This is a genomic window from Scytonema sp. UIC 10036 (assembly GCF_009725235.1).
Genome location: NZ_WJFC01000085.1, coordinates 14,644 through 34,892 on the forward strand (window position 1 = coordinate 14,644; position 20,249 = coordinate 34,892).

17 protein-coding genes are annotated in these 20,249 nt (G+C 38.9%); all 17 read left to right on the plus strand.

Features of this window, described 5'->3' with window-relative positions; all coding sequences use genetic code 11:
• Window positions 1–11: 11 nt before the first annotated feature.
• Window positions 12–1,655 carry a glycosyltransferase gene (locus tag F7734_RS32180; protein ID WP_166482286.1) on the plus strand — a complete coding sequence of 548 codons (1,644 nt, stop codon included), beginning with the start codon at window positions 12–14 and terminating at the stop codon, window positions 1,653–1,655.
• Between the two features lie 121 nt (window positions 1,656–1,776).
• Window positions 1,777–2,790: a glycosyltransferase gene (locus F7734_RS32185; protein ID WP_155748616.1), complete on the plus strand. Its 1,014-nt coding sequence runs from the start codon at window positions 1,777–1,779 to the stop codon at window positions 2,788–2,790.
• Window positions 2,791–2,836: 46 nt separating this feature from the next.
• Window positions 2,837–3,757 carry a glycosyltransferase family 2 protein gene (locus tag F7734_RS32190; RefSeq protein WP_166482287.1) on the plus strand — a complete coding sequence of 307 codons (921 nt, stop codon included), beginning with the start codon at window positions 2,837–2,839 and terminating at the stop codon, window positions 3,755–3,757.
• A 243-nt stretch (window positions 3,758–4,000) separates the two neighbouring features.
• Entirely contained in the window at window positions 4,001–4,879 is an 879-nt protein-coding gene (locus tag F7734_RS32195) for a hypothetical protein (protein WP_155748618.1), read from the plus strand.
• 134 nt (window positions 4,880–5,013) lie between these two features.
• The gene (gene kdsA, locus F7734_RS32200) at window positions 5,014–5,829 is read left to right on the plus strand and encodes a 3-deoxy-8-phosphooctulonate synthase (protein WP_155748619.1); all 816 of its coding nucleotides are present in this window, start codon (window positions 5,014–5,016) and stop codon (window positions 5,827–5,829) included.
• 23 nt (window positions 5,830–5,852) lie between these two features.
• Window positions 5,853–6,386, plus strand: a complete 534-nt coding sequence (locus tag F7734_RS32205; RefSeq protein ID WP_155748620.1) for an HAD-IIIA family hydrolase — start codon at window positions 5,853–5,855, stop codon at window positions 6,384–6,386.
• A gap of 4 nt (window positions 6,387–6,390) precedes the next feature.
• The gene (locus F7734_RS32210) at window positions 6,391–7,614 is read left to right on the plus strand and encodes a polysialyltransferase family glycosyltransferase (RefSeq protein WP_155748621.1); all 1,224 of its coding nucleotides are present in this window, start codon (window positions 6,391–6,393) and stop codon (window positions 7,612–7,614) included.
• Window positions 7,615–7,765: 151 nt separating this feature from the next.
• Window positions 7,766–8,989, plus strand: a complete 1,224-nt coding sequence (locus F7734_RS32215) for a glycosyltransferase family 4 protein (protein WP_155748622.1) — start codon at window positions 7,766–7,768, stop codon at window positions 8,987–8,989.
• A 61-nt stretch (window positions 8,990–9,050) separates the two neighbouring features.
• A complete protein-coding gene (locus F7734_RS32220; RefSeq protein WP_155748623.1) occupies window positions 9,051–10,268 on the plus strand; it encodes a glycosyltransferase family 1 protein in 1,218 nt (405 codons plus the stop codon).
• A gap of 41 nt (window positions 10,269–10,309) precedes the next feature.
• Complete coding sequence (locus F7734_RS32225) at window positions 10,310–11,290, plus strand: FkbM family methyltransferase (RefSeq protein ID WP_207714268.1); 981 nt, start codon at window positions 10,310–10,312, stop codon at window positions 11,288–11,290.
• 60 nt (window positions 11,291–11,350) lie between these two features.
• Window positions 11,351–12,616: a glycosyltransferase family 4 protein gene (locus tag F7734_RS32230; protein ID WP_155748624.1), complete on the plus strand. Its 1,266-nt coding sequence runs from the start codon at window positions 11,351–11,353 to the stop codon at window positions 12,614–12,616.
• Between the two features lie 239 nt (window positions 12,617–12,855).
• Window positions 12,856–13,911: an NAD-dependent epimerase/dehydratase family protein gene (locus F7734_RS32235; RefSeq protein ID WP_155748625.1), complete on the plus strand. Its 1,056-nt coding sequence runs from the start codon at window positions 12,856–12,858 to the stop codon at window positions 13,909–13,911.
• Window positions 13,898–15,175 (plus strand): glycosyltransferase, encoded by a 1,278-nt coding sequence (locus F7734_RS32240; RefSeq protein ID WP_155748626.1) that lies wholly within the window; start codon window positions 13,898–13,900, stop codon window positions 15,173–15,175. Before F7734_RS32235 ends, F7734_RS32240 begins: the two co-directional genes overlap by 14 nt.
• A gap of 68 nt (window positions 15,176–15,243) precedes the next feature.
• Window positions 15,244–16,446, plus strand: a complete 1,203-nt coding sequence (locus tag F7734_RS32245; RefSeq protein WP_155748627.1) for a glycosyltransferase family 4 protein — start codon at window positions 15,244–15,246, stop codon at window positions 16,444–16,446.
• 41 nt (window positions 16,447–16,487) lie between these two features.
• Window positions 16,488–17,621 (plus strand): glycosyltransferase, encoded by a 1,134-nt coding sequence (locus tag F7734_RS32250; protein ID WP_155748628.1) that lies wholly within the window; start codon window positions 16,488–16,490, stop codon window positions 17,619–17,621.
• A gap of 34 nt (window positions 17,622–17,655) precedes the next feature.
• Complete coding sequence (locus tag F7734_RS32255; RefSeq protein WP_155748629.1) at window positions 17,656–18,912, plus strand: glycosyltransferase family 4 protein; 1,257 nt, start codon at window positions 17,656–17,658, stop codon at window positions 18,910–18,912.
• Window positions 18,913–18,918: 6 nt separating this feature from the next.
• Complete coding sequence (locus F7734_RS32260; RefSeq protein WP_155748630.1) at window positions 18,919–20,166, plus strand: O-antigen ligase family protein; 1,248 nt, start codon at window positions 18,919–18,921, stop codon at window positions 20,164–20,166.
• The last annotated feature ends 83 nt before the right edge of the window (window positions 20,167–20,249 follow it).

Below are 20,249 nucleotides of genomic sequence, written 5' to 3' on the forward strand. Positions count from 1 at the left end.
CTAAGCTCAAAGTGTATAATCCTACAGAGTTAATTATACGGGCATATCCCGTACCGTTGAACGAATTTAATCTAGAAGATACAGCTAACAAAACAATTGTCGCCTGTCCTCAAGCACCCCAGGAGGCTGTGAAAGCAGGTAAAGCTGTATCTATTCCATCAGGCGAGTTTGATGTAAGTCTAATTTTAGAGCAGCTTCCCGACCATTTCCAAGCAGAGATAGTCAATTTATCAGCTAGGAATATGAGTTTCCTACCGAGAGGACTAGAGAAAATCAAATGTCCAAAGGTGATGAAGATTGGTGATACTTTTCATTGGGGGGACGGTTCATTAAGTGGTATAATTGCGTACTGTAAAGCTTTACAGTGCGACTACCATTGGGTATACCAAGGAGTTCAGCATTTACACTTTTTCGTAGAAGCTGGTCTGAAGAACGTATTCTGGCTGCCTGGAACCCCAGTTATTAAACATTATATTCCTCAAAGAAAAGAAATGAAGCCCTACGATGTTGTGTTTCGGGGGTCTCAATCTGAAGTTCATTTTCAGCGTAGCAGATTGTTGAAGTTTTTGCAGAACGCTGGAGTCAATATAGATATCCAGCAGAAACCATACATTGAATGCTTGGAGGACTACACTCAATCTAAAATAGTCTTCAACTGTAGCTTGAATGGAGATACAAATAGGCGAGTCTATGAGGTATTGATGGCTGGAGGTTTTCTCCTTACAGACCGTTTAAGTCCTCAGTCAGGTTTATTTTCTCTATTTAAAGAAGGTATTCATTTAGAGTGCTACGGAAACGAAAAGGAGCTACTTGAAAAAATCGATTTTTATCTCAAAAATCCCGAACGAGCAGAACAGATTGCTGTAGCGGGTCATCAAAAGCTGACAGAGTTTTACAACCAGCAGACAGTTCAACAGAAGTTTTACAATTTTGTATTGAAAGGTGAACTTGAGCCACCTTTCTTGCTTGAACATGACAAGCGAGTTATGCATATCAGTTCAAACAGAAGTGAGAAGGAATTTAATATTCGACTCAAAATTTACGAAATCATTCAAGAAATTCACAGGCTTAATTCTCAGATAAAAATCTTATATTGGAAAGGAAACAATAAAGAAATATTATCTGATTTAGCTGATTTGCCACGGTTAAAAATTACCTATTCTAATTCGCTAACAGCTTTAGCAGAAATGAAATCATGGTGTTCTAAGGTTGGTATTCAAGACCAAGTTTCTCTAGAAAATTCCCCCTTAGAAAAACAGTTTCAAATTATTTTATTGGATTTACCAGATACACCCGAACAAATAAAACATCTTCTACTAGAGGTTCAAGACAAAGTTACAAAATCCGGACTTTTATTTGCGATCGGAGACACTAAAAACTACAAAATAAGAATCTTAAATCGGCTAGCGAGAGCGAGAGGCTTTCGCTGTGTGAGCCTCTGTGCTTTAGGTTCTCACCAGGTGTTGGGAAGCGGAGCTTGCCTTGTTTATCAAAACCTGTCTAAATCTAGCAAAGTTTCTCAGAGCAAGCCAAAACATGAGTTATTTATTAATAAACTGAGTTTCCAGGCGAAGATGCGCTTGCAGTTGCGTTCTTTACCACTAGTTTTACAACTCAAGAAATTTACGAACAGTTTTTTATTAAAGAAACGCTAAGCCAAAACTACGTTCAAAATAATACTACGCTGTTGTTGAATCAACAGTGTAGCTTCTTGTGGTTGAAAATTGAACTTCAACTTAACAGAAAACCATCGTATTTTTTTAGGAGGAATCCATCATGAAAATTTCTGTTCTCATTAATAATTACAACTATCAGAATTATGTAGTTGATGCTATTGACAGTGTTTTACTACAATCTGTTCCCGTTGATGAAATAATTGTTGTCGATGATAAATCGACAGATGATTCTGTAAAACTTTTAAAGGAGAAGTACGCGGGACATGAAAAAGTAAAACTGGTTTTAAAAAATGAAAACCAGGGACAGCTTTCCAGCTTTCATGAAGGCTTTTTTGCGTCTTCCGGCGACATTATCTGTTTTTTAGATGCTGACGATCTTTACAAGCAGGATTATGTAGAGCAAATTGTCAAGTTTTACATGCAACATCCAGAATGTGATTTCTTGTTTTGTAGCGCGGAAGTATTTGGGAATGAAGAAAAAATTGTTGACGCTTACGAAACCAATCGCGATTTAGGCATTTCTAGGATTGTCACCCTCTATCAGAAAGTCTGGTTGGGACATAGAACTTCAACCTTTTCTATGCGAAGACAGGTTCTTGACAAAATATTCCCAATTCCTTATTTAGAAGATTGGCGCATCCGTGCAGATGATTGTCTGACTTATGGCTCATCAATAGTGGGCGCTAGAAAGTTTTATCTAGCCCAACCTTTAATAAAATATAGAGTTCACGGTCAAAATGGCTACTACGGACGCAGCCATGAAAAGACAACAGAGTACAAACAACGGTATGAGCAAGCAGTTGAACGCCTAATTGCATATTTATCCAAAAAAATGAACTATCCAAATAATCTGTATGAGCAAGCTCATATAGAATTTAGAACCATTCCTCATCCCTTAATCCAGGAATACGTGAATGTTAAATCTCTTCTCAATGAGGTTAAGCTTCCTCTTTGGAAAAAATTCATAATGTTTGTATCAATTTACACTCATTTCCGGACTAAAGGAGATTTTTCGGGTCGCTTCTTTCCTCCAGCAAGACAATTGCCTGCTTCACCGCAAGAGATTGATGTGAAAAAACAAGAACCAGCACATTCTCTCTTAACCAGAGGTTAAATTTATCATTCTGAGTACACCTCGTAGTTTTGAGGAGCGATTACAAGTGAAAGTTTCTGTACTGATTAACAACTATAACTACCAGCAATATGTTGTTGATGCCATCAATAGTGTTATCAATCAATCAGTTCCTGTCTCTGAAATTATTGTGGTGGATGATAAATCAACAGATGATTCGGTTAAAATATTGCAAGACAATTTTGCCAATCATGAAACAGTCAATCTAGTTCTTAAAGAAGTCAATCAAGGGCAATTATCTAGCTTTAATGAAGGCTTTAATAGGGCTAGCGGAGATATTATTTGTTTTCTTGATGCTGACGATCTTTACAAAGAGAATTATATCCAGGAAGTCGTGAGCTTTTACAAAGAACATCCAAAATGCGATTTTTTATTTTGTAGTGCTGAATTATTTGGTAATGAAGAACGTATTGCTCATTGCTATGATAAAACCCGTGACTTGGGTATTTCTAGAATTATCACTCTTTACAGTAAAGCATGGATAGGTCACAGGACATCGACTGTTTCGATGCGGAGACAGGTGTTAGAAAATCTATTACCAATTCCTTATCTAGAGGATTGGCGTATTCGTGCTGATGATTGCTTAGTTTATGGAGCTTCAATAGTAGGAGCACGAAAATTTTATTTAGCTAATCCTCTAGTCAAGTATAGAGTTCATGGTAATAATGGTCACTATGGACGCGGTAAAGAAAGGACGCCTGAGTACTTGCAGAAATACGATCGATGTGTTGAGCGATTATTCTCATTTTTAGTAGAAAAAATGAGCTATTCAAGTCATCTATGCGAACAAGCCCATACTGAGTTTCAAACAATTCCTCATCCTCTTGAAAAGGAGTTTAAGACATATAGATCTCTCGTCAAGTGGGGAAATTTTTCTTTTGTTAGAAAGATAATAATGCTTTTGTCTCTTTACACGCATTATTATAGTAAAAGGGATGCTTTTCATTAACCGATATTTCTTAATTATCAAAATACTATAGCAGTCCTATTTGAGTTGTAAAAATATTAACCGCAAAGACGAGCCAGTGCGTTGGACGGGTTCCCCGGCTTGAAGCTCCGGGCGTCGCAAAGAGCGCTAAAAAAAGATATAACAGAGCATTTATCAAGCCATTTAGGATTGCTATATTTTGGAAGTTGACTATTAAAATTTCGGTTTTTTTAGAGTAGTGTATTGATTAAAGAATAAAAAATTATGTATTTGCCAATCGTGGTTCTTCATCGTGGATATTCAGCTTACGTGCCATATTGTCTGGCACAAGCTAAAGTATTTAACCCAAAAAGTGATATCGTTTTGCTTGGAGATGATAAAAATAGTTTTATAAATTATATTCATCACGAACGCATAGAGAATTATGATGATGAAGCTAAAGAATTTGAAAAAGTTTATTCAGAAAAACACATGAGTTTTAATAATTACCAGTATGAACTCTTTTGTTTTCAAAGATGGTTTGTGATTAAAAACTTTTTAGAAAAGAATCAACTAGATAAATGCTTGCACCTAGATTCTGATGTTATGATTTACGTTGATGCATCAGAAGAATTTTCTAAAAAGTATGAAAAATTTAATTTTACATTATCGAAAAAAGGTTCGGGACATAATTCTTATATCAAGTATGAGGGAATTAAGAAATTGTGCGAACTCCTGACAAAGTTTTATACTGACCCAGAGTTGTTTAAAATTTTGAAGTCTATCAGGGAAAAAGCATTGTTGGCAGGGCAGAAAGCAGGTGGAATTTGCGATATGACTTTGTTGAATCAGTATTACCAAAGATATTCTCAAGAAATCGGTCTAACCTCTGATATGATTGATGGCTCTGTGTATGATGCTAATATAAATTCTTCAGACGGGTTTGAAATGCATGAGGGAATGAAAAAAATTTACTGGAAAAATGGATTTGTGTATTGTAAATATCTTGATTCCGATAAAGAAGTTAAATTTAACTCTCTCCATTTTCAAGGTCATGCGAAAAGGCACATGAAGGACTATTTTACAGGGAATAAACAACAAATATTTTTTTCTTTACTAAAATATAAAGCCATAGCAACTTACAATCAATACGCAAAAAAGTAATAGTAGCATACAATTGTATGATTTTATGTATTTTTTTTCTACTCATGTCAAAAAAAAATTTATCCTCTAGGATTAGAAATTAGAACAAATCGATATTAAATTAAAGAAAGATTTTTGGGAGAAAAGGTAAAATTATGGCTTACACACAAATTGCAGATAATCTCTCTATTGGTGATGGTTGCCCGTTTGCCTTAATAGGGGGTCCCTGTGTTATTGAATCTGAAGACTTTACCCTGAAAATGGCAGAAGAGATTCGCAAGGTATGCGATCGCCTGGAAATTTCCTTTATCTTCAAGTCTTCTTTTGATAAAGCCAATCGGACTTCAATTAGCTCTTTTCGAGGACAAACCTTAGATACAGGGTTAGAAATCCTGCAAAAAGTCAAAGACAAGGTTGGAGTGCCAGTGCTGACTGATATCCATGAAAGTTACCAAGCAGCCCCTGTTGCTGAAGTTGTGGATGTTTTGCAAATTCCAGCCTTTCTTTGCCGTCAGACAGACTTATTAATGGCAGCGGCAGCTACAGGTCGAGCAGTGAACGTGAAAAAAGGTCAGTTTCTTGCTCCTTGGGATATGAAGAATGTAGTTCGCAAGCTAGAAGGTGGGGGAGCTAAGAATATTTTGCTTACGGAACGAGGAACGTCTTTTGGTTACAATACACTAGTAGTGGATTTCCGCTCGCTGCCCCAAATGCGAGAGCTAGGCTATCCTGTAGTTTTTGATGCCACTCATAGCGTCCAAATGCCTGGAGGACAAGGAGATAAATCTGGCGGACAAAGACAGTTCGTACCTTACCTAGCCAAAGCCGCCGCCGCTGTAGGTATTGATGCCCTGTTTATGGAAGTCCACGAAAACCCAGATGTTGCTCTAAGTGACGGTCCAAATATGGTACCGCTATCAAATTTGGAAGAAATCCTGAAATCAATATTGAACATACGTAATACTGTATAAGTACTTTCCCTGGTTAACATAAAATGAGCAACAGTTCCAATTCTGAGTTGCAGGAACGTTTATCTCAAGTTAAACTTCTTGCACTAGATGTAGACGGTGTTCTGACCGATGGGGGGCTGTATTACACAGACAGCGGAGAAGAACTTAAAAAGTTCAACGTTAAGGATGGACAGGGAATTAAATTAGTGATGCAGGCTGGTGTTGAGGTCGCGATCGTTACCACCAGTACCTCTAACGCCACTTTGCATCGAGCCAAAAAGCTGGGTATTAAGTACGCCTTTATTGGGATTGAGGACAAGTTAACAGTCCTTAAAAAACTTTGTGAGGATTTGAGCTTATCCCTGTCTCAAGTTGCTTATGTTGGTGACGACGTTGTTGATTTACCTATAATGCGTGTCGTAGGTTGCCCTATGACAGTAGCAGATGCGATGCCGCAGAACAAAGCTTGTGCAATCTACGTCACTCAATTAAATGGGGGTGCGGGATGTGTCCGAGAGATTTGCAATCTCTTGTTGACGATTAAGTCAGAAGTTGTTGAAGCTGGATTTATTAAATAGAACAATGACCAGTCGCCAAATCATCAAACGGGTCATAACGTGTCAAGGCACCATACAGTTAGTAACTGCTCTATCAGTACTGAGCTATCAAGAAAAAGAGCAGCAGCACTTGAGCTGTGAATATGAAAACTACCTTGTTATCTACGATCTCTATGCTCCGTTAGAACAAACAGATGCGTTTGTTGCCTTAATTCAGAAAATGGCAACTTTCGTATGTACTTGGAAAGCAATAGTGCATATCACTCCACAGCAAATCCAAGAAATTAAGGAAAAACTAGACTGTACGGGTTGTATTGAGATATTCAGGCTAGTGCATAGTTTAGTAGGAGTCGAATCGGCTGATGAAATTTACCTATGCAGGAATTGGCAGTTTGGTAACCAATTGCTCATCAATGCTTATCAAACAGCTCGAAAAATTTGTTATGGGGATAGCATTGGCATATACTTCTCTCAAAATGCAACTGCTATTTTTGGAGCAGCCCAGCCATCAAAAACACCTAAAATCTTGAGGGATATCAAATGGAGTGTTATCAGCATAATTAATAATATACAACATAACCTACGTATTAAAACAATTCTTAAGTATGTAAATTTTGATGTAGGTTATTTTGTGTTACCCAATGTTATGGGAGAATCCCCTCCCATGAAAACTATTGTCGTAGGGAAAGAAGCACTTTTAGAAACTTTTCAAAAGCTGCGAGGTTTGGTTGAAACTGAGTATATTGCTTTTTTGCAAGCAAAAATTGCTGATGCTCCTATTTCGATACTGCTGACTTCTAACTTCTCGGAAGCAGATCGGATGCCTGTAGACATAGAAATTTCTGCTTACCGTCAATTTTTAACCTCAAAAGAGATAGAGCCAAACTCTATTTTAGTCATCAAGCCCCATCCCAGAGATAACGAAGCTAAAATTGGGCAACTGCAATATGAATTAGCCGACTTGTATAAAGAAGTCATAACTCTGTCAAAACCCAGCCTGTTTTTTCTCCCGTTTGAAGTCTTGTTCATGGAAGCTTTCCTTAAACCAGACTTGACACCAATAAATCCAATTCAGGTGTTTGCTGTTAGTTCGGCTTGTCTGTCACTCAGTTTGTTATTTAATGTTCCCAGTATCATTGGCTTTGGCGAGCAAGTAACAAGCAATGCTTTCTATGAAAATTACGTGCATGGAAGATTGCAACACGAGCGAGATTTAGAAGCAGCAATTAGAGCAGTCATTAGTCATTAGTCATTAGTCATTAGTCATTAGTCATTGGTAAGGGTTTCAGGGGTATTTATCTGCTTGTAACGTAGTTCTGTTTATTTCCGCTTAGCTACTTATTGGAAAATCGAGTTTGTGAGATTGATTCTCTAGTTGTGGAGGTAATGAAACTATCTATATGAATGTTCTGCATATCAATCAGTCTGACATTTCTGGTGGAGCTGCTATTGCTGGCTACCGTCTTCATCAAGGCTTGTTAGCACAAAAGATTAACTCTCGCTTGCTAGTCGGTAAAGTCAAAACCAGTAGCGATCGCGTAGCTTCTGTCTCAGACAAATACCGATTTATTGAAAAGCAAATCAATCGCGTAACTTGGCGTCTCGGCTTTAACTACATCAATCATATTAACAGCTTTGAGATTACCAAGCACCTCTTTTATCAAAATGCAAATGTTCTGAACTTCCACAACTTACATAATGGCTATTTCAACTACTTAGCGATTCCATCATTAACTGAAAACAAACCTGCTATTTTTACTCTCCATGATATGTGGAGTTTCACGGGACACTGCAGTTACAGTTTTGATTGCGATCGCTGGAAAACAGGTTGTGGTAAATGTCCGCATCCAGAGACATACCCACACATTCCCAGAGATAGTACCCATTTAGAGTGGAAGCTGAAAAAATGGGTTTACAGCCAAGCTAATTTGACTGTCGTCACACCAAGCAATTGGCTGACAGAGCAGGTGAAGCAGAGTATGCTCAATCGCTTTCCCATCCATCACATCCCTAATGGTATTAATACGGAAGTCTACCAGCCTGTTGATTCAGAAAAGAGCCGATTTTTACTTGGTATTTCAAATCACAAAAAAGTTTTGATGTTTGCCGCAGAGTTTTTAACCACTTCTCGAAAAGGAGGAGACTTGCTGCAAGCAGCTCTGCGTATGTTACCTGAGTCTTTAAAAGCAGAAACTGTACTCCTTACTTTAGGTGAGAGTGGAGAAGCAATTTCTGAAACAGCAGGAATGACAACTATAAACTTAGGTTATGTTAGCAGCGATCGCCTCAAAACAATCGCCTATTCTGCTGCTGACTTGTTTGTTTTTCCCACCCGTGCAGATAATCTCCCCCTTGTATTACAAGAGAGCATGGCTTGTGGTACTCCAATGGTTTCGTTTAAAATTGGTGGTGTTCCCGATCTCGTGCGTCCAAATATCACCGGCTACTTAGCCACACCGGAAGATCCCAATGACTTGTGTAATGGGATTGTGCAGCTCTTAGAAGATAATTCTTTGCGACAGGATATGGCTCAGAATTGCCGGAAAATCGCCTTGAAAGAATACTCTTTAGAACTTCAAGCCAAGCGTTATATCGAGCTATATCAGCAAGCTTTGCAAAAATAATACTCAAGTTACTCAGGCAACTCAGACGGTCATTTAGTTTAAAGTATTGGAGGTTACGCTTTTGAAGACTATTGCTTTGTTTGACGATCTTCAAGGCGGTCATCATCTTACTTACCTAAGGCTATTCAGTAAAACATTGCTGGAATTGGGCTATCAAGTCATGACTTTTTGCTCGCAACCCGACGAGGTCAGCACATGGATCGCTATCAATTGCCCAAAACAAAGCCAGCAATTTCAAGCCTTAAAGGTTCAAGAACATCACGCACCAACACTGCCAATTCTGGGAAAACTGCCTCAACCACTAGTGACACTTTTAAGATGGCAGTACAGTGCAGAGGTCATTCAGAAAGCCTCGTCACAACTGGGTTATTCCCCAGATCTCGTTTTTTTCAATTGGCTGGACAAGTACTTCAGCAACTATTTAACTCATCATATTATTGACCGTGTTTTTCCTTATAATTGGTCTGGTCTCTATTTTCATCCCAGCCATACACAATTTAAACATCATGTTCTACCAATTTTTGGTCAAGAACTGATTCATTATGCAGCTGCTAAATCTTCACGGTGTCGTGGTATTGCCGTTCTTAATGAATTTGATGCTAAGAAGATACAAAGTAATCTTAACAATCCTGTGATTATTTTCCCAGATCTTACTGATGAATCACCACCTGACCCGAATTATACAGTTGTCAAAGAGATTCGAGAAAAAGCAGGTACTAGAAAAATCGTTGGTTTGTTTGGTTTACTTAGCAAACGTAAAGGGTTGCTAACCCTTTTAGAAACTGCTCAGAAGTCAGTTATAGAAAACTGGTTTTTTGTTTTTGCTGGACATTTGTATGAAAGTGATTTATTACCTGAGGAAATTTCCAGAGTGTTGAATTTTGTTAACTCCCAACCTAACAATTGTTTTTTTCATTTAGAGCGTATTCCTACTGAAGCACAATTTAATTCTTTAATCGATGTCTGTGATATATTATTTGCTGCATATCACAATTTTCCTTCTAGCAGTAATATTTTAACCAAAGCGGCAGTTTTTCAGAAACCCGTGATAGTAAGTGATGGTTTTTGTATGAGTGAAAGAGTCAAAAAATTTCGGTTGGGTCTAAGTATTCCCGAAGAAGATGTCAATAGATGTATTGAAGCATTACATTACTTATTTCATCAGATAGAAACAAAATTTGAGGATTTACAACCAGATTTTGAAACTTATAAAGCACTCCATTCTCTTGAATATTTGCAATTGGGGTTTAAAACGTTATGTAAAAACAAAAATTTATAGGATTAATTCTTGATGTATACATAAAAAAGCAGAATCTCTACTTGAGAGAACAGACAATTGAAAACAACAAAGGAAACGTGGATATGGAAAATCCATTGGCTCAAGTTCAATCTATTAATTTTATAGATGTTGGTTGTAGTGGATCGCTAGATGATAAGTGGTCTTCTTTATTTACAGATTTATTCTATGTAGGTTTTGACCCCAATGCAGTTGAGTGTGAGCGGTTGAATAACAAAACTCACAAATACAAATCAGCTCGTTATCTTCCTTATGCTATTGCTGGCGAGCAAGGCATAAAAACTATGTATAAAACTGAAAATATTTACTGTTATTCACTTTTACCTCCTAATCCAAAGTGGGTGAACAGGTTTTCATTTTCTCATTTATTTAAAGAGGCAGGAACAGAATCTGTAAATTGTACAACTCTAGATTTTATAGCTCAAGAGAACAACTTGACTGCCGATATTATCAAAATTGATACTCAAGGTCTTGAATTACCAATTTTAAAATCAGCAGAAACGCTATTAAAAGATGTTTTTTGTCTGGACGTAGAAACAGGATTGGTGGAAGATTATATAGGAGAGACAAAATATTCAGATATTGATATTTTCTTACGAAAAAGAGGATTTCTTATGTTTGATATGAATATTTATCGTATTAGCAGAAAAAATCCTTTGTCACGATACGGAAAGCACCAACCAATCTGGTGTGAATCAATGTGGCTGTTTGATTTTATTGGAAATAACAGAACAGTTACACGAGAACAAGCTCTTAAATATCTCAAAATATGTCAAGCATTAGAGTATTTTGATTATGGTTATGAACTAGCATGTCATTTTAACCGCTTTAACGTTATAGAAACAGAATTAGTTCGCTATCTTGAAAAGCCAGAAAATTGGATAAAAGGAAAGTCTTTAATGTCTAAAATAAGTCATACAATGTTAGGCACTATTCCTAAAGGTATTACTATAAGGTTACTGCATAAAATGCAAAAATTATCTCATTACAATCGCAATCAATAATCCCTCAAGCCACTCAACTGGATAGTGCTTGACGAAATCAACTATTTTTAGCATCTTGAAATGAAAGTTATACACATAAGTACCTTTGACATAGGGGCAGGCGCTGCTCGTGCTTCTTATCGATTGCATCAAGGTTTAAAGCGAATTGGTGTAACCTCACAAATACTCGTGCAAGCAAAGTCCAGCGACGATCGAACTGTAATTTCGATGGAACCAAAGTCGGGTATTAAAAGAGCAATTGCCAAATCAAAACCACTGTTTAATGGTCTACCACTACAGTTGTATCCTAAGAAAGAGCCTGGATTGTTTTTTTCTCCCCAGTGGTTTCCCGATGCCATTGCTCCCCAAATTACTCAACTGCGTCCTGATATCGTCAATCTTCACTGGGTATGCAATGGATTTCTGCAAATTGAAACCCTTGCTAAACTAAAAAAGCCCATAGTTTGGACGCTTCAGGATATGTGGGCTTTTACCGGAGGATGTCACTACAGTCAAAACTGCGATCGCTATACTGATTCTTGTGGCTCCTGTCCTCAACTTTCTAGCAGTAAAAGTAAAGATTTATCACATTGGATATGGCAGCGTAAATCAAAAGCATGGAATCAAATCGATATCGCGCTTGTTGCTCCAAGCCAGTGGATGGCTGAGTGTGCTAGTTCCAGTTCTATTTTTAGAAATGTGAGAGTAGAGGTTATACCCTTCTGTCTCGACACCAAAGCCTACACGCCAATCAACCGTCAACTGGCGCGACAACTTCTCCAGTTACCTCAAGATAAGCAGCTTGTTCTTTTTGGAGCAATTAGTGCTACTAGCGATCCTAGAAAAGGATTTCATTTGCTTAAAGAAGCTTTACAGAAGTTAAGTAGGTCTGATTGGAAAGAAAAAATAGAGGTTGTGATTTTTGGAGCTTCTCAACCAGAGACTCCGCCCGACCTTGGATTTAAATGTCAATATATGGGTCGCTTGCACGATGACATTTCATTAGCGTTAATATATTCGGCTGCTGATGTGATGATTGTGCCTTCAATTGAAGAAGCATTTGGACAAACTGCGTCAGAAGCCCTTGCTTGCGCCACTCCAGTAATTGCCTTCAATGCTACTGGCTTAAAAGATATTGTGGAGCACCAGCACAATGGTTATTTAGTAAAGCCCTTTGATACGGAAGACTTTGCTCGAGGAATTGCTTGGGTATTAGAAAACCAAGAACGACACCAGAAATTATGTGACAGCGCCCGTGAAACCGCTGAAAAGAAATTTGCCTTAGAGTTGCAAGCACATCGGTATCTGTCCCTCTATACTGAGATTATCAAAGACTCAAGAGCTTGAGGGATGGCGCTAGTCATACTTACTACCGGTTGCCATCGGGGGAATTCTACTGAAAAAAGTACGGTAAATGTAAACTTTGCAATATGAATACGGTATTACTTAACGAGTATTCCTGATAGCAAAACTAGAGATAGAAGTATTTACTAAGTAAATGCTACATAGCAGGACAATACTCAAGTCAAGGGGCAGCAACTCGCCGTGTTCAAAGTAGATGTAGTCTTGAAACACAGAGAAAGCAAATGAGAGTACTAGTTACGGGTTCCAATGGTTTAATTGGCTCTGAAGCTGTTGTGTATTATGACAGAGAAGGTCATCATGTTGTTGGTGTGGACAACAATATGCGTGCTACCTTCTTTGGTCCCCAAGGAGATACGACTTGGAATCTTCATCGGTTGAAGGACAATACTCGGTATTTTGAACACAGAAGCATAGACATTCGCGATCGCCAAAGCATTTTTGATTTATTCCAAGAAAATCCTTTTGACCTGATCGTCCACTGTGCTGCTCAACCATCTCACGATAAAGCTTGTCAGATTCCGCTGTTAGACTTTGAAGTGAATGCTTTAGGTACAGTGAATCTACTCGAAGCAACGCGACAGTTCTGCCCGGAAGCTGTCTTTATTCATATGAGTACTAACAAGGTGTATGGTGATGCGCCAAATGAAGTGCCATTGATTGAGAAAGAAAAACGGTACGACTACGCTAAACCAGAAGATTTCAACGGTATATCAGAGGGCTGTCGCATTGACCAATGCTTGCACTCTCTGTTTGGTGCTTCTAAAACAGCAGCTGATGTTGTAGCTCAAGAATATGGTCGCTATTTCGGCATGAAAGTAGGAATATTTCGCGGAGGTTGTTTAACCGGACCGTCTCATTCCGGAGTAGAACTGCATGGCTTCTTGTCATACTTGGTTAAGGTAGCAGTTAGTGGTGGTACGTACAAAGTTTTTGGTTACAAGGGCAAACAGGTACGAGATAACATCCACAGTTACGATGTCATTCAAGCATTTGAAGCATTCCGACGCAATCCCAAACCGGGCGAAGTATACAATTTGGGCGGGGGGCGTGAAAATAGCATATCCATCCTTGAAGCGTTTGACCTAGTTGAGAGCTTAACGAACCGCAAGATGGATTGGGTTTATGTTGAGCAGAACCGCATTGGCGATCACATTTGCTACATTTCTGATTTAAGCAAGATGAAGTCACACTTCCCGGAATGGGGAATTACTTTGAGCATCAAAGACATTCTTCAGGAAATCATAGTCGCTCAAAAGGAACAGTATGTCAAAGCTTAGCGAAGGAAGCATGCTATCCTTGAATCGCGAAAACCCTTGCGATCGCAAGATTATGTTGTTTGACCTTGTAACAGATGGTCATCATGCTGGTTACATTCAGCATCTCATTCAATTCTTTTGCAAGCATAACCTATCAGGTTCTCTTGATGTGGTTGTATCGCCTGAATTCGTGCGAAAACACAAAGATGTTGTTGACTTAGCTGCAAAAAACGGTCAAGGTCAGGTGAATTTTGTGCCAATCTCAGATGCACAAGAAGCTGCTCTTTGGCCACCAACCAATTTTTTCAAGAGAAAAATCCATTATTTTCAACAGTGGAAGCTATGCCGTGCTTACGCTAAGTCGCTCAAGGCAAATCATTGCTTGTTAATGTACTTTGATACATTTCAGATACCTCTAGCTATTGATGGAAATTTACCGTGTTCTCTCTCTGCTATCTACTTTAGACCCACCTTTCACTATGATGATTTTGAACATTACAAATCTACTTGGAGGAACCAATTGCCGCAATGGCAAGAAAAATTTGTACTGTCTTCCGCTTTGCGTCATCCACAATTCACAACCTTGTTTAGTCTTGACCCCTTTGTCTTGAAACACTGCGATCGGTTGAACACCAATGCAAAAATCATTTACTTACCCGATCCAGTTCAAACATATAGTGAATCGGCAACATCCTCAAAGCAACTGACAGAGAGATTAGGTATCGATGCCAATCGCAAAGTGTTCCTTCTATTCGGTAGTTTGGATGGGCGAAAAGGAATAAAAGAGCTATTAGAAGCAGTTCAGTTGCTCTCACCGAGTCTTTGCCAACAGATATGTTTGTTACTAGTAGGTCCTATCGCTTCGGCAATTGAATCACAGGTAAAGGCTAAGATTGCTAGTCTTTCTTCCTCTCTACCAGTTCAGATTGTTACTGACAATCAGTTTGTTGCTGACTCTGAAATTCAATCCTATTACCAACTTGCAGACGTTATATTAGCTCCTTACCAGCGCCATGTTGGTATGAGTGCAATTCTGGTTCGAGCAGCTGTTGCTCAAAAGCCTGTTCTATCTTCTAATTATGGGCTAATGGGTGAAATTACTCGTCGCTATAGGCTGGGGCTAACAGTTGATTCGACTGTACCAGAGGAAATTGCTCAAGGGTTAACTCAATTCGTACTTGAATCTCCCAAGCAATTTTGCGATTTCATGCAGATGAAATCATTTGCTGAGCAAAATACGGCGGATAAGTTCGCCAGTACAATTTTCCAAAATTTATCAAATTAATCCAAAGAATGTGTATGGTTTGAAACGATTGATATTTAGTATACAAGTCTTAGGAAAATGTGAGGTTTATGTCAATTAGTGAAATCAAGCAGGATAAAAAACTGGAAAACCGTATAGAGAATACATATGTTGCGTGGCTGTTCCCTTCTTTGGAAAGGGGAAATTACTGGCATCCAATTTTGAGTGAATTCACCAAAAAATTTCCTCATACAACTGTGTATACGGGAGGTTGGGCTGGATTTTCTCCTGGCTTTCAAGATGCATTTACTGTTGAGGTCGTAGGAACCACCAGATATATCACAACAGTAGACTCCAGTACAGAATATAGCCGCAGTTATATACTTCCATCATTTGATATTATCAGTCATTTGCTTCGATTTAAGCCTCAAGTTATTTTCACGAGTGCTTATTCTTTATGGACTGTTTTCGTCCTGCTTCTAAAGTTATTTTTTCGATGGAAAGTCGTTATAATTTTTGATGGCGTTTCCGTAGGAAAAGATCGTCTAAATTCAGGATTTCGCATATTTCCGCGACGGCTTATGAATCTGTTTGTAGATGCCTTTATCACAAATAGCTCTGCAGCAAAAAACTATCTTACAAAAGTAGTTTGGGCAAAAGAAAGTAAAATTTTCGTCAAGCGATACTTGGTACCCGATATAAAGGCTTTGTTACCAAATCAGAAAGTTTCTCATGTTACAGATTTACAAACGCAGCGCCCAATTTTTCTATTTGTAGGACAAGTTATTCCTAGAAAAGGAATTCATCTTCTATTAGAAGCGTGTAGTATCCTTAACGAAAAGGGATACTGTAACTACACATTACTAATTGTAGGTGATGGAACGCAAAGACAAGAACTTGAAACCTTAACTCGCGATCGCAATCTCCAGAATTGTGTGAATTGGATAGGGCAGGTTGATTATCACAAACTAGGGGATTATTTTGGTTGTGCAGACGTTTTTGTCTTTCCCACTTTAGAAGATATTTGGGGAATGGTCGTCTTGGAAGCGATGGTGTTCGGCAAACCTATATTGTGTTCGCAACGGGCAGGAGCAGCAGAAATGGTAGTTGTTGGGGAAAATGGTTACACATTTGACCCCTATAATCCTGAAAATTTAGCGGATTTAATGATGTTGTTTATCAAACATCCCGAACTCATTGAAAAAATGGGAAAAAAATCTAGCCAACAAATGGTGAATCATACTCCGATAACGGTTTCAGAATCGCTTACAGAAATCGTAGAATTTACCTTAAAGACTACTGTTCATAAGTAAAATTTTCTCATTGAGAACTAATTTTTTCAACTCAACTAATAATGAATATATTTTTGTATTTAAAACATTTTCCCCCGTATGGCGATAATCTGAATGAAGGAACCTGTAAAGCAGTTCATGGTCTGGCTTCTGGTCTTGCTGCCTGCGGCGCTCGAGTTACAATTCTTTGTGAAAGCTTAGAAGATAGTTCATATCAAGCTAAAGATGGCTATGAAATTCTGAGTTTTGCTAATAAAAATAGCCAACCATCTTTTCAAATCTCAACTGAATTAAAAAAATATATTTGCGATTCTGCGAAAGATAGCCTTGTTATTCTTAATGGTATATTTCATCGCAGTGTTTACTCCTTCGCTAATTTTTTAAATAAATATTCTATACCTTATATCCTTGCTCCTCACGATCCATACCATCCAACTATTTTTCAGAAAAATGCACATTTAAAATTACCATATTGGTTTTTATTTGAACGAAGAATACTCAAGCAAGCAAAAGCAATTCAGGTGCTAGATATCCGGCATGTTGAATGGCTGCGTCGCTTAAAAATTAACACTCCAGTTATAGAAGTACCCAATGGATTTTCTCCTACAGATGTCTGTTCTGAAAGCCAACTGGAATGGAAAGAAGAAGGAGTAGCAAAACTCTTTTTTTTAGGGCGGTTAGACGCATATAATAAAGGTTTGGATATCTTACTTGATGCCTTTGCAGAAATTGTCAAAGTCTCTAACTGTCATCTCACCATTCAAGGTCCTGATTGGGGAGATAAAAAAAAATTGCAAGAAAAAACTGCTCGACTTACACTGTCAGAAAAAGTTTCTTTCCTCGAACCCGATTACAATTCATCTCCTTCATCTATCATTGCCAACTACGACATTTTTTGCATTTCTTCTCGCTTTGAAGGGTTTAGTCTATCAGCTTTGGAAGCAATGATTGCGGGTCGAATCTTGCTCATCTCAGATGTTGCTGGAATCGCCCCTCACGTTCAGGCAAGCAGGTGTGGTATTGTTGTTAAACCGCAGGCATCTACTATTAAAGAAGGTTGTCTTAAGCTGCTGAATTGTCGTTCTCAATGGAGAGAAATGGCACTGAGGGGGCGGCATTATGCACTCGAGCATTTACAATGGCATAAAATTGCTGCACGTGCCCTGGAACAATATAGCAATCTCTTAGCGCAGTAGACGATTTAAACTATGAATTCACAAGGATATACTGATGAAAGTTCTTTTATCGGCTTACGCCTGCGAACCAAACAGAGGTTCTGAACCTGGGGTAGGCTGGAACATGGCATTGGAGCTAGCTAAGTACCATCAGGTTTGGGTACTTACATCGAACTGCCATCGTCCGGGAATTGAAGCTGAATTAGCACGTACCTCATTACCCAGCCTAAACTTTGTTTACTTTGACCCAATTGGTTGGATACTCGACTGGAGCCAAGAAGGAAAAAAGGCGCTGTGGGGAGTTCAATTTCATTACTATCTTTGGCAAATTTGGGCATATTTTGTAGCACGAAAGCTCCATCATGAAATTCAGTTTGACCTGGCACACCATGCTACCTACGTACAGTATGCCAGACCTAGCTTTATTTCCTTACTTCCACTTCCTTTTCTTTGGGGTCCTGTGGGAGGTGGAGAATCAGCGCCTCAAGCCTTTTGGAAAGACTTCAGCCGACGCGGTAGAAGATACGAAATTTTACGAAATATATCTCGTTGGATAGGTGAATGCGATCCGTTTGTCCGCCTCACTTCCCAACGAAGCATTTTAGCTTGGGTCACGACTGAAGATACAGCTAACCGATTGCGCCTTATGGGCGCGAAAAACATAAAGGTTTTTCCTGAAGTTGCTTTACCAAAGGATGAGACAGAACGCCTTTCTCAATGCGAAATCCCCAATAATTTGACAATTAGATTTATCAGCATGGGTCGGCTTTTACATTGGAAGGGATTTCATTTGGCATTGCGTGCTTTTGCACAGGCAAACTTATCAGATGCGGAGTATTGGCTTTTAGGAGATGGTCCGGAACGGCAAAGGCTTCACGCCATTACCCAAGAATTAGGAATATGTCAAAAAGTGAAGTTTTGGGGCAAACTACCGCGTGAGGAGACTTTAAATAAGTTAGCAGAGTGCCATGTCTTGATTCATCCCAGCTTACATGACTCTGGAGGATGGGTATGTATAGAGGCAATGGCAGCTGGGCGACCGGTCATTTGCCTGGATCTTGGAGGACCGGGTGTTCAAGTGACAGAAGAAACTGGTTTCAAAATTAAGGCACATACACCAGAGCAAGCAGTACAGGATCTTGCGGCTGCAATGACTCGCTTAGCTCGCGATTCAGATTTGCGATCGCAAATGGGTCAAGCCGGACGCCAGAGGGTAAAAGAAGCTTTTAGTTGGGAAAGTAGAGGACAACTGTTGGCTCAAATCTACAAAGAAATTGCCAGCCTAAATCAAGCCACTGTGAAATTGGGTTAGAGAAGTATGAACTGGTACACGACTTTAATGTCTCTGACGATATTTCTTAGTGGTCTAACAGATTTAGTACGCAGGATCGGCTTGGGTTCAATTACTGCTTTAGGTGTATTGACTATTCTTTTAGCTGTAGCAAGTTGGGCTTTAGTTTTCACGCGCTCCAAAATGCCCAAAACCGTACTGGCGAGTTCTGGTTTGCTTTTGTTCGTTTTGTGCGCTCTCGTAATATGGATATGGTGTTTGTTTACATCGAGCTTGCCCCTCATAGCATCAATTCAGAACATCGCTGTTTTCATAGCATTTGTAGGATTTATCGTACTCAGTGCTACACAAAGTTACCGCAGCTTCGAACCACCAGAGTACGTCAATAGTAGCTTCACAAGAGCAATTCAGATCTCAGTAGGACTGTATGGGTTATCTATTGTTTTAGGCGGTCCTGGATCTAGTGTTCTCATGGGGGCGCGATCGTTCGCTTTGTTTGCTATTATAGGCATTTCCTGGTTTCTAGCTGTTTGGCGCTATCGCTTGCCTGGAGGTTTGTGGTGGTCAATAGGAACAATATCAGCTATTGCCTTCAGTTATTCTCGTACAGCACTGTTGATAGGTATCATCTTAGTTCCCATTTCTCAGATATCCTTGTCTACTTTTAAGGGTTGGTTGAGGATGATATTAACCATATTCTTAATAGTTACTGTTTCATATTTAGCACTTAACTATGTAGAACCAATACGTTCTCGTTTCAACGAGGTAGGAGATAATGCAACCGTAAACGGAATCAGAGTGAACACATCAGGAAGAAACGAAGCTTGGCCAGTTGCGTATACCTCAGCTTTAGAATCACCTTGGATTGGTAAGGGTCCGGGTTCTGTGTCAAATGCTTTGAAACCTCTTGGTCCTGCTTTCACGCACCCACATAATGACTACCTCAGAATTTTTCACGATTACGGTCTGATTGGTTTTGTATTGTGGTTTTTTGGATATTGGGGATTGATAGTAAAAACTTGGCAAAATTGGCAATGGGCTGACCGAAATGATAGAATTAGTGCTCATATTCACCTTAGTGCTTTCCTTGCCTTGATTGCTATTGCTATAGCAATGATTAGCGATAACGTTGTCGTGTACATTTTCTCAATGAGTCCTTTGGGAATACTTGTGGGGGCTTCTCTTGGCAGTGCAAGTCGTCGTAAAAAGGAGTTAAAAACTGCTCGACAAACCTCTTCAGTATTCGGTTTTAGAAACATAACTGCACGCTCTTAAAATCTGCTTTTCCTCTCATCGTCATTGCTTGCCATTTTTCACTTTTTGGATCTTGGGTTTAATTAATAGGTAAAATTCTTGTT

What these genes read in the sequence shown, in the direction of transcription:
- F7734_RS32185 (WP_155748616.1), top strand. Translation starts at nt 1,777, where the DNA reads ATGAAAATTTCTGTTCTCATTAATAATTACAACTATCAGAATTATGTA.
- F7734_RS32195 (WP_155748618.1), top strand. Translation starts at nt 4,001, where the DNA reads ATGTATTTGCCAATCGTGGTTCTTCATCGTGGATATTCAGCTTACGTG.
- kdsA (WP_155748619.1), top strand. Translation starts at nt 5,014, where the DNA reads ATGGCTTACACACAAATTGCAGATAATCTCTCTATTGGTGATGGTTGC.
- F7734_RS32205 (WP_155748620.1), top strand. Translation starts at nt 5,853, where the DNA reads ATGAGCAACAGTTCCAATTCTGAGTTGCAGGAACGTTTATCTCAAGTT.
- F7734_RS32210 (WP_155748621.1), top strand. Translation starts at nt 6,391, where the DNA reads ATGACCAGTCGCCAAATCATCAAACGGGTCATAACGTGTCAAGGCACC.
- F7734_RS32215 (WP_155748622.1), top strand. Translation starts at nt 7,766, where the DNA reads ATGAATGTTCTGCATATCAATCAGTCTGACATTTCTGGTGGAGCTGCT.
- F7734_RS32230 (WP_155748624.1), top strand. Translation starts at nt 11,351, where the DNA reads ATGAAAGTTATACACATAAGTACCTTTGACATAGGGGCAGGCGCTGCT.
- F7734_RS32235 (WP_155748625.1), top strand. Translation starts at nt 12,856, where the DNA reads ATGAGAGTACTAGTTACGGGTTCCAATGGTTTAATTGGCTCTGAAGCT.
- F7734_RS32240 (WP_155748626.1), top strand. Translation starts at nt 13,898, where the DNA reads ATGTCAAAGCTTAGCGAAGGAAGCATGCTATCCTTGAATCGCGAAAAC.
- F7734_RS32245 (WP_155748627.1), top strand. Translation starts at nt 15,244, where the DNA reads ATGTCAATTAGTGAAATCAAGCAGGATAAAAAACTGGAAAACCGTATA.
- F7734_RS32250 (WP_155748628.1), top strand. Translation starts at nt 16,488, where the DNA reads ATGAATATATTTTTGTATTTAAAACATTTTCCCCCGTATGGCGATAAT.
- F7734_RS32255 (WP_155748629.1), top strand. Translation starts at nt 17,656, where the DNA reads ATGAAAGTTCTTTTATCGGCTTACGCCTGCGAACCAAACAGAGGTTCT.
- F7734_RS32260 (WP_155748630.1), top strand. Translation starts at nt 18,919, where the DNA reads ATGAACTGGTACACGACTTTAATGTCTCTGACGATATTTCTTAGTGGT.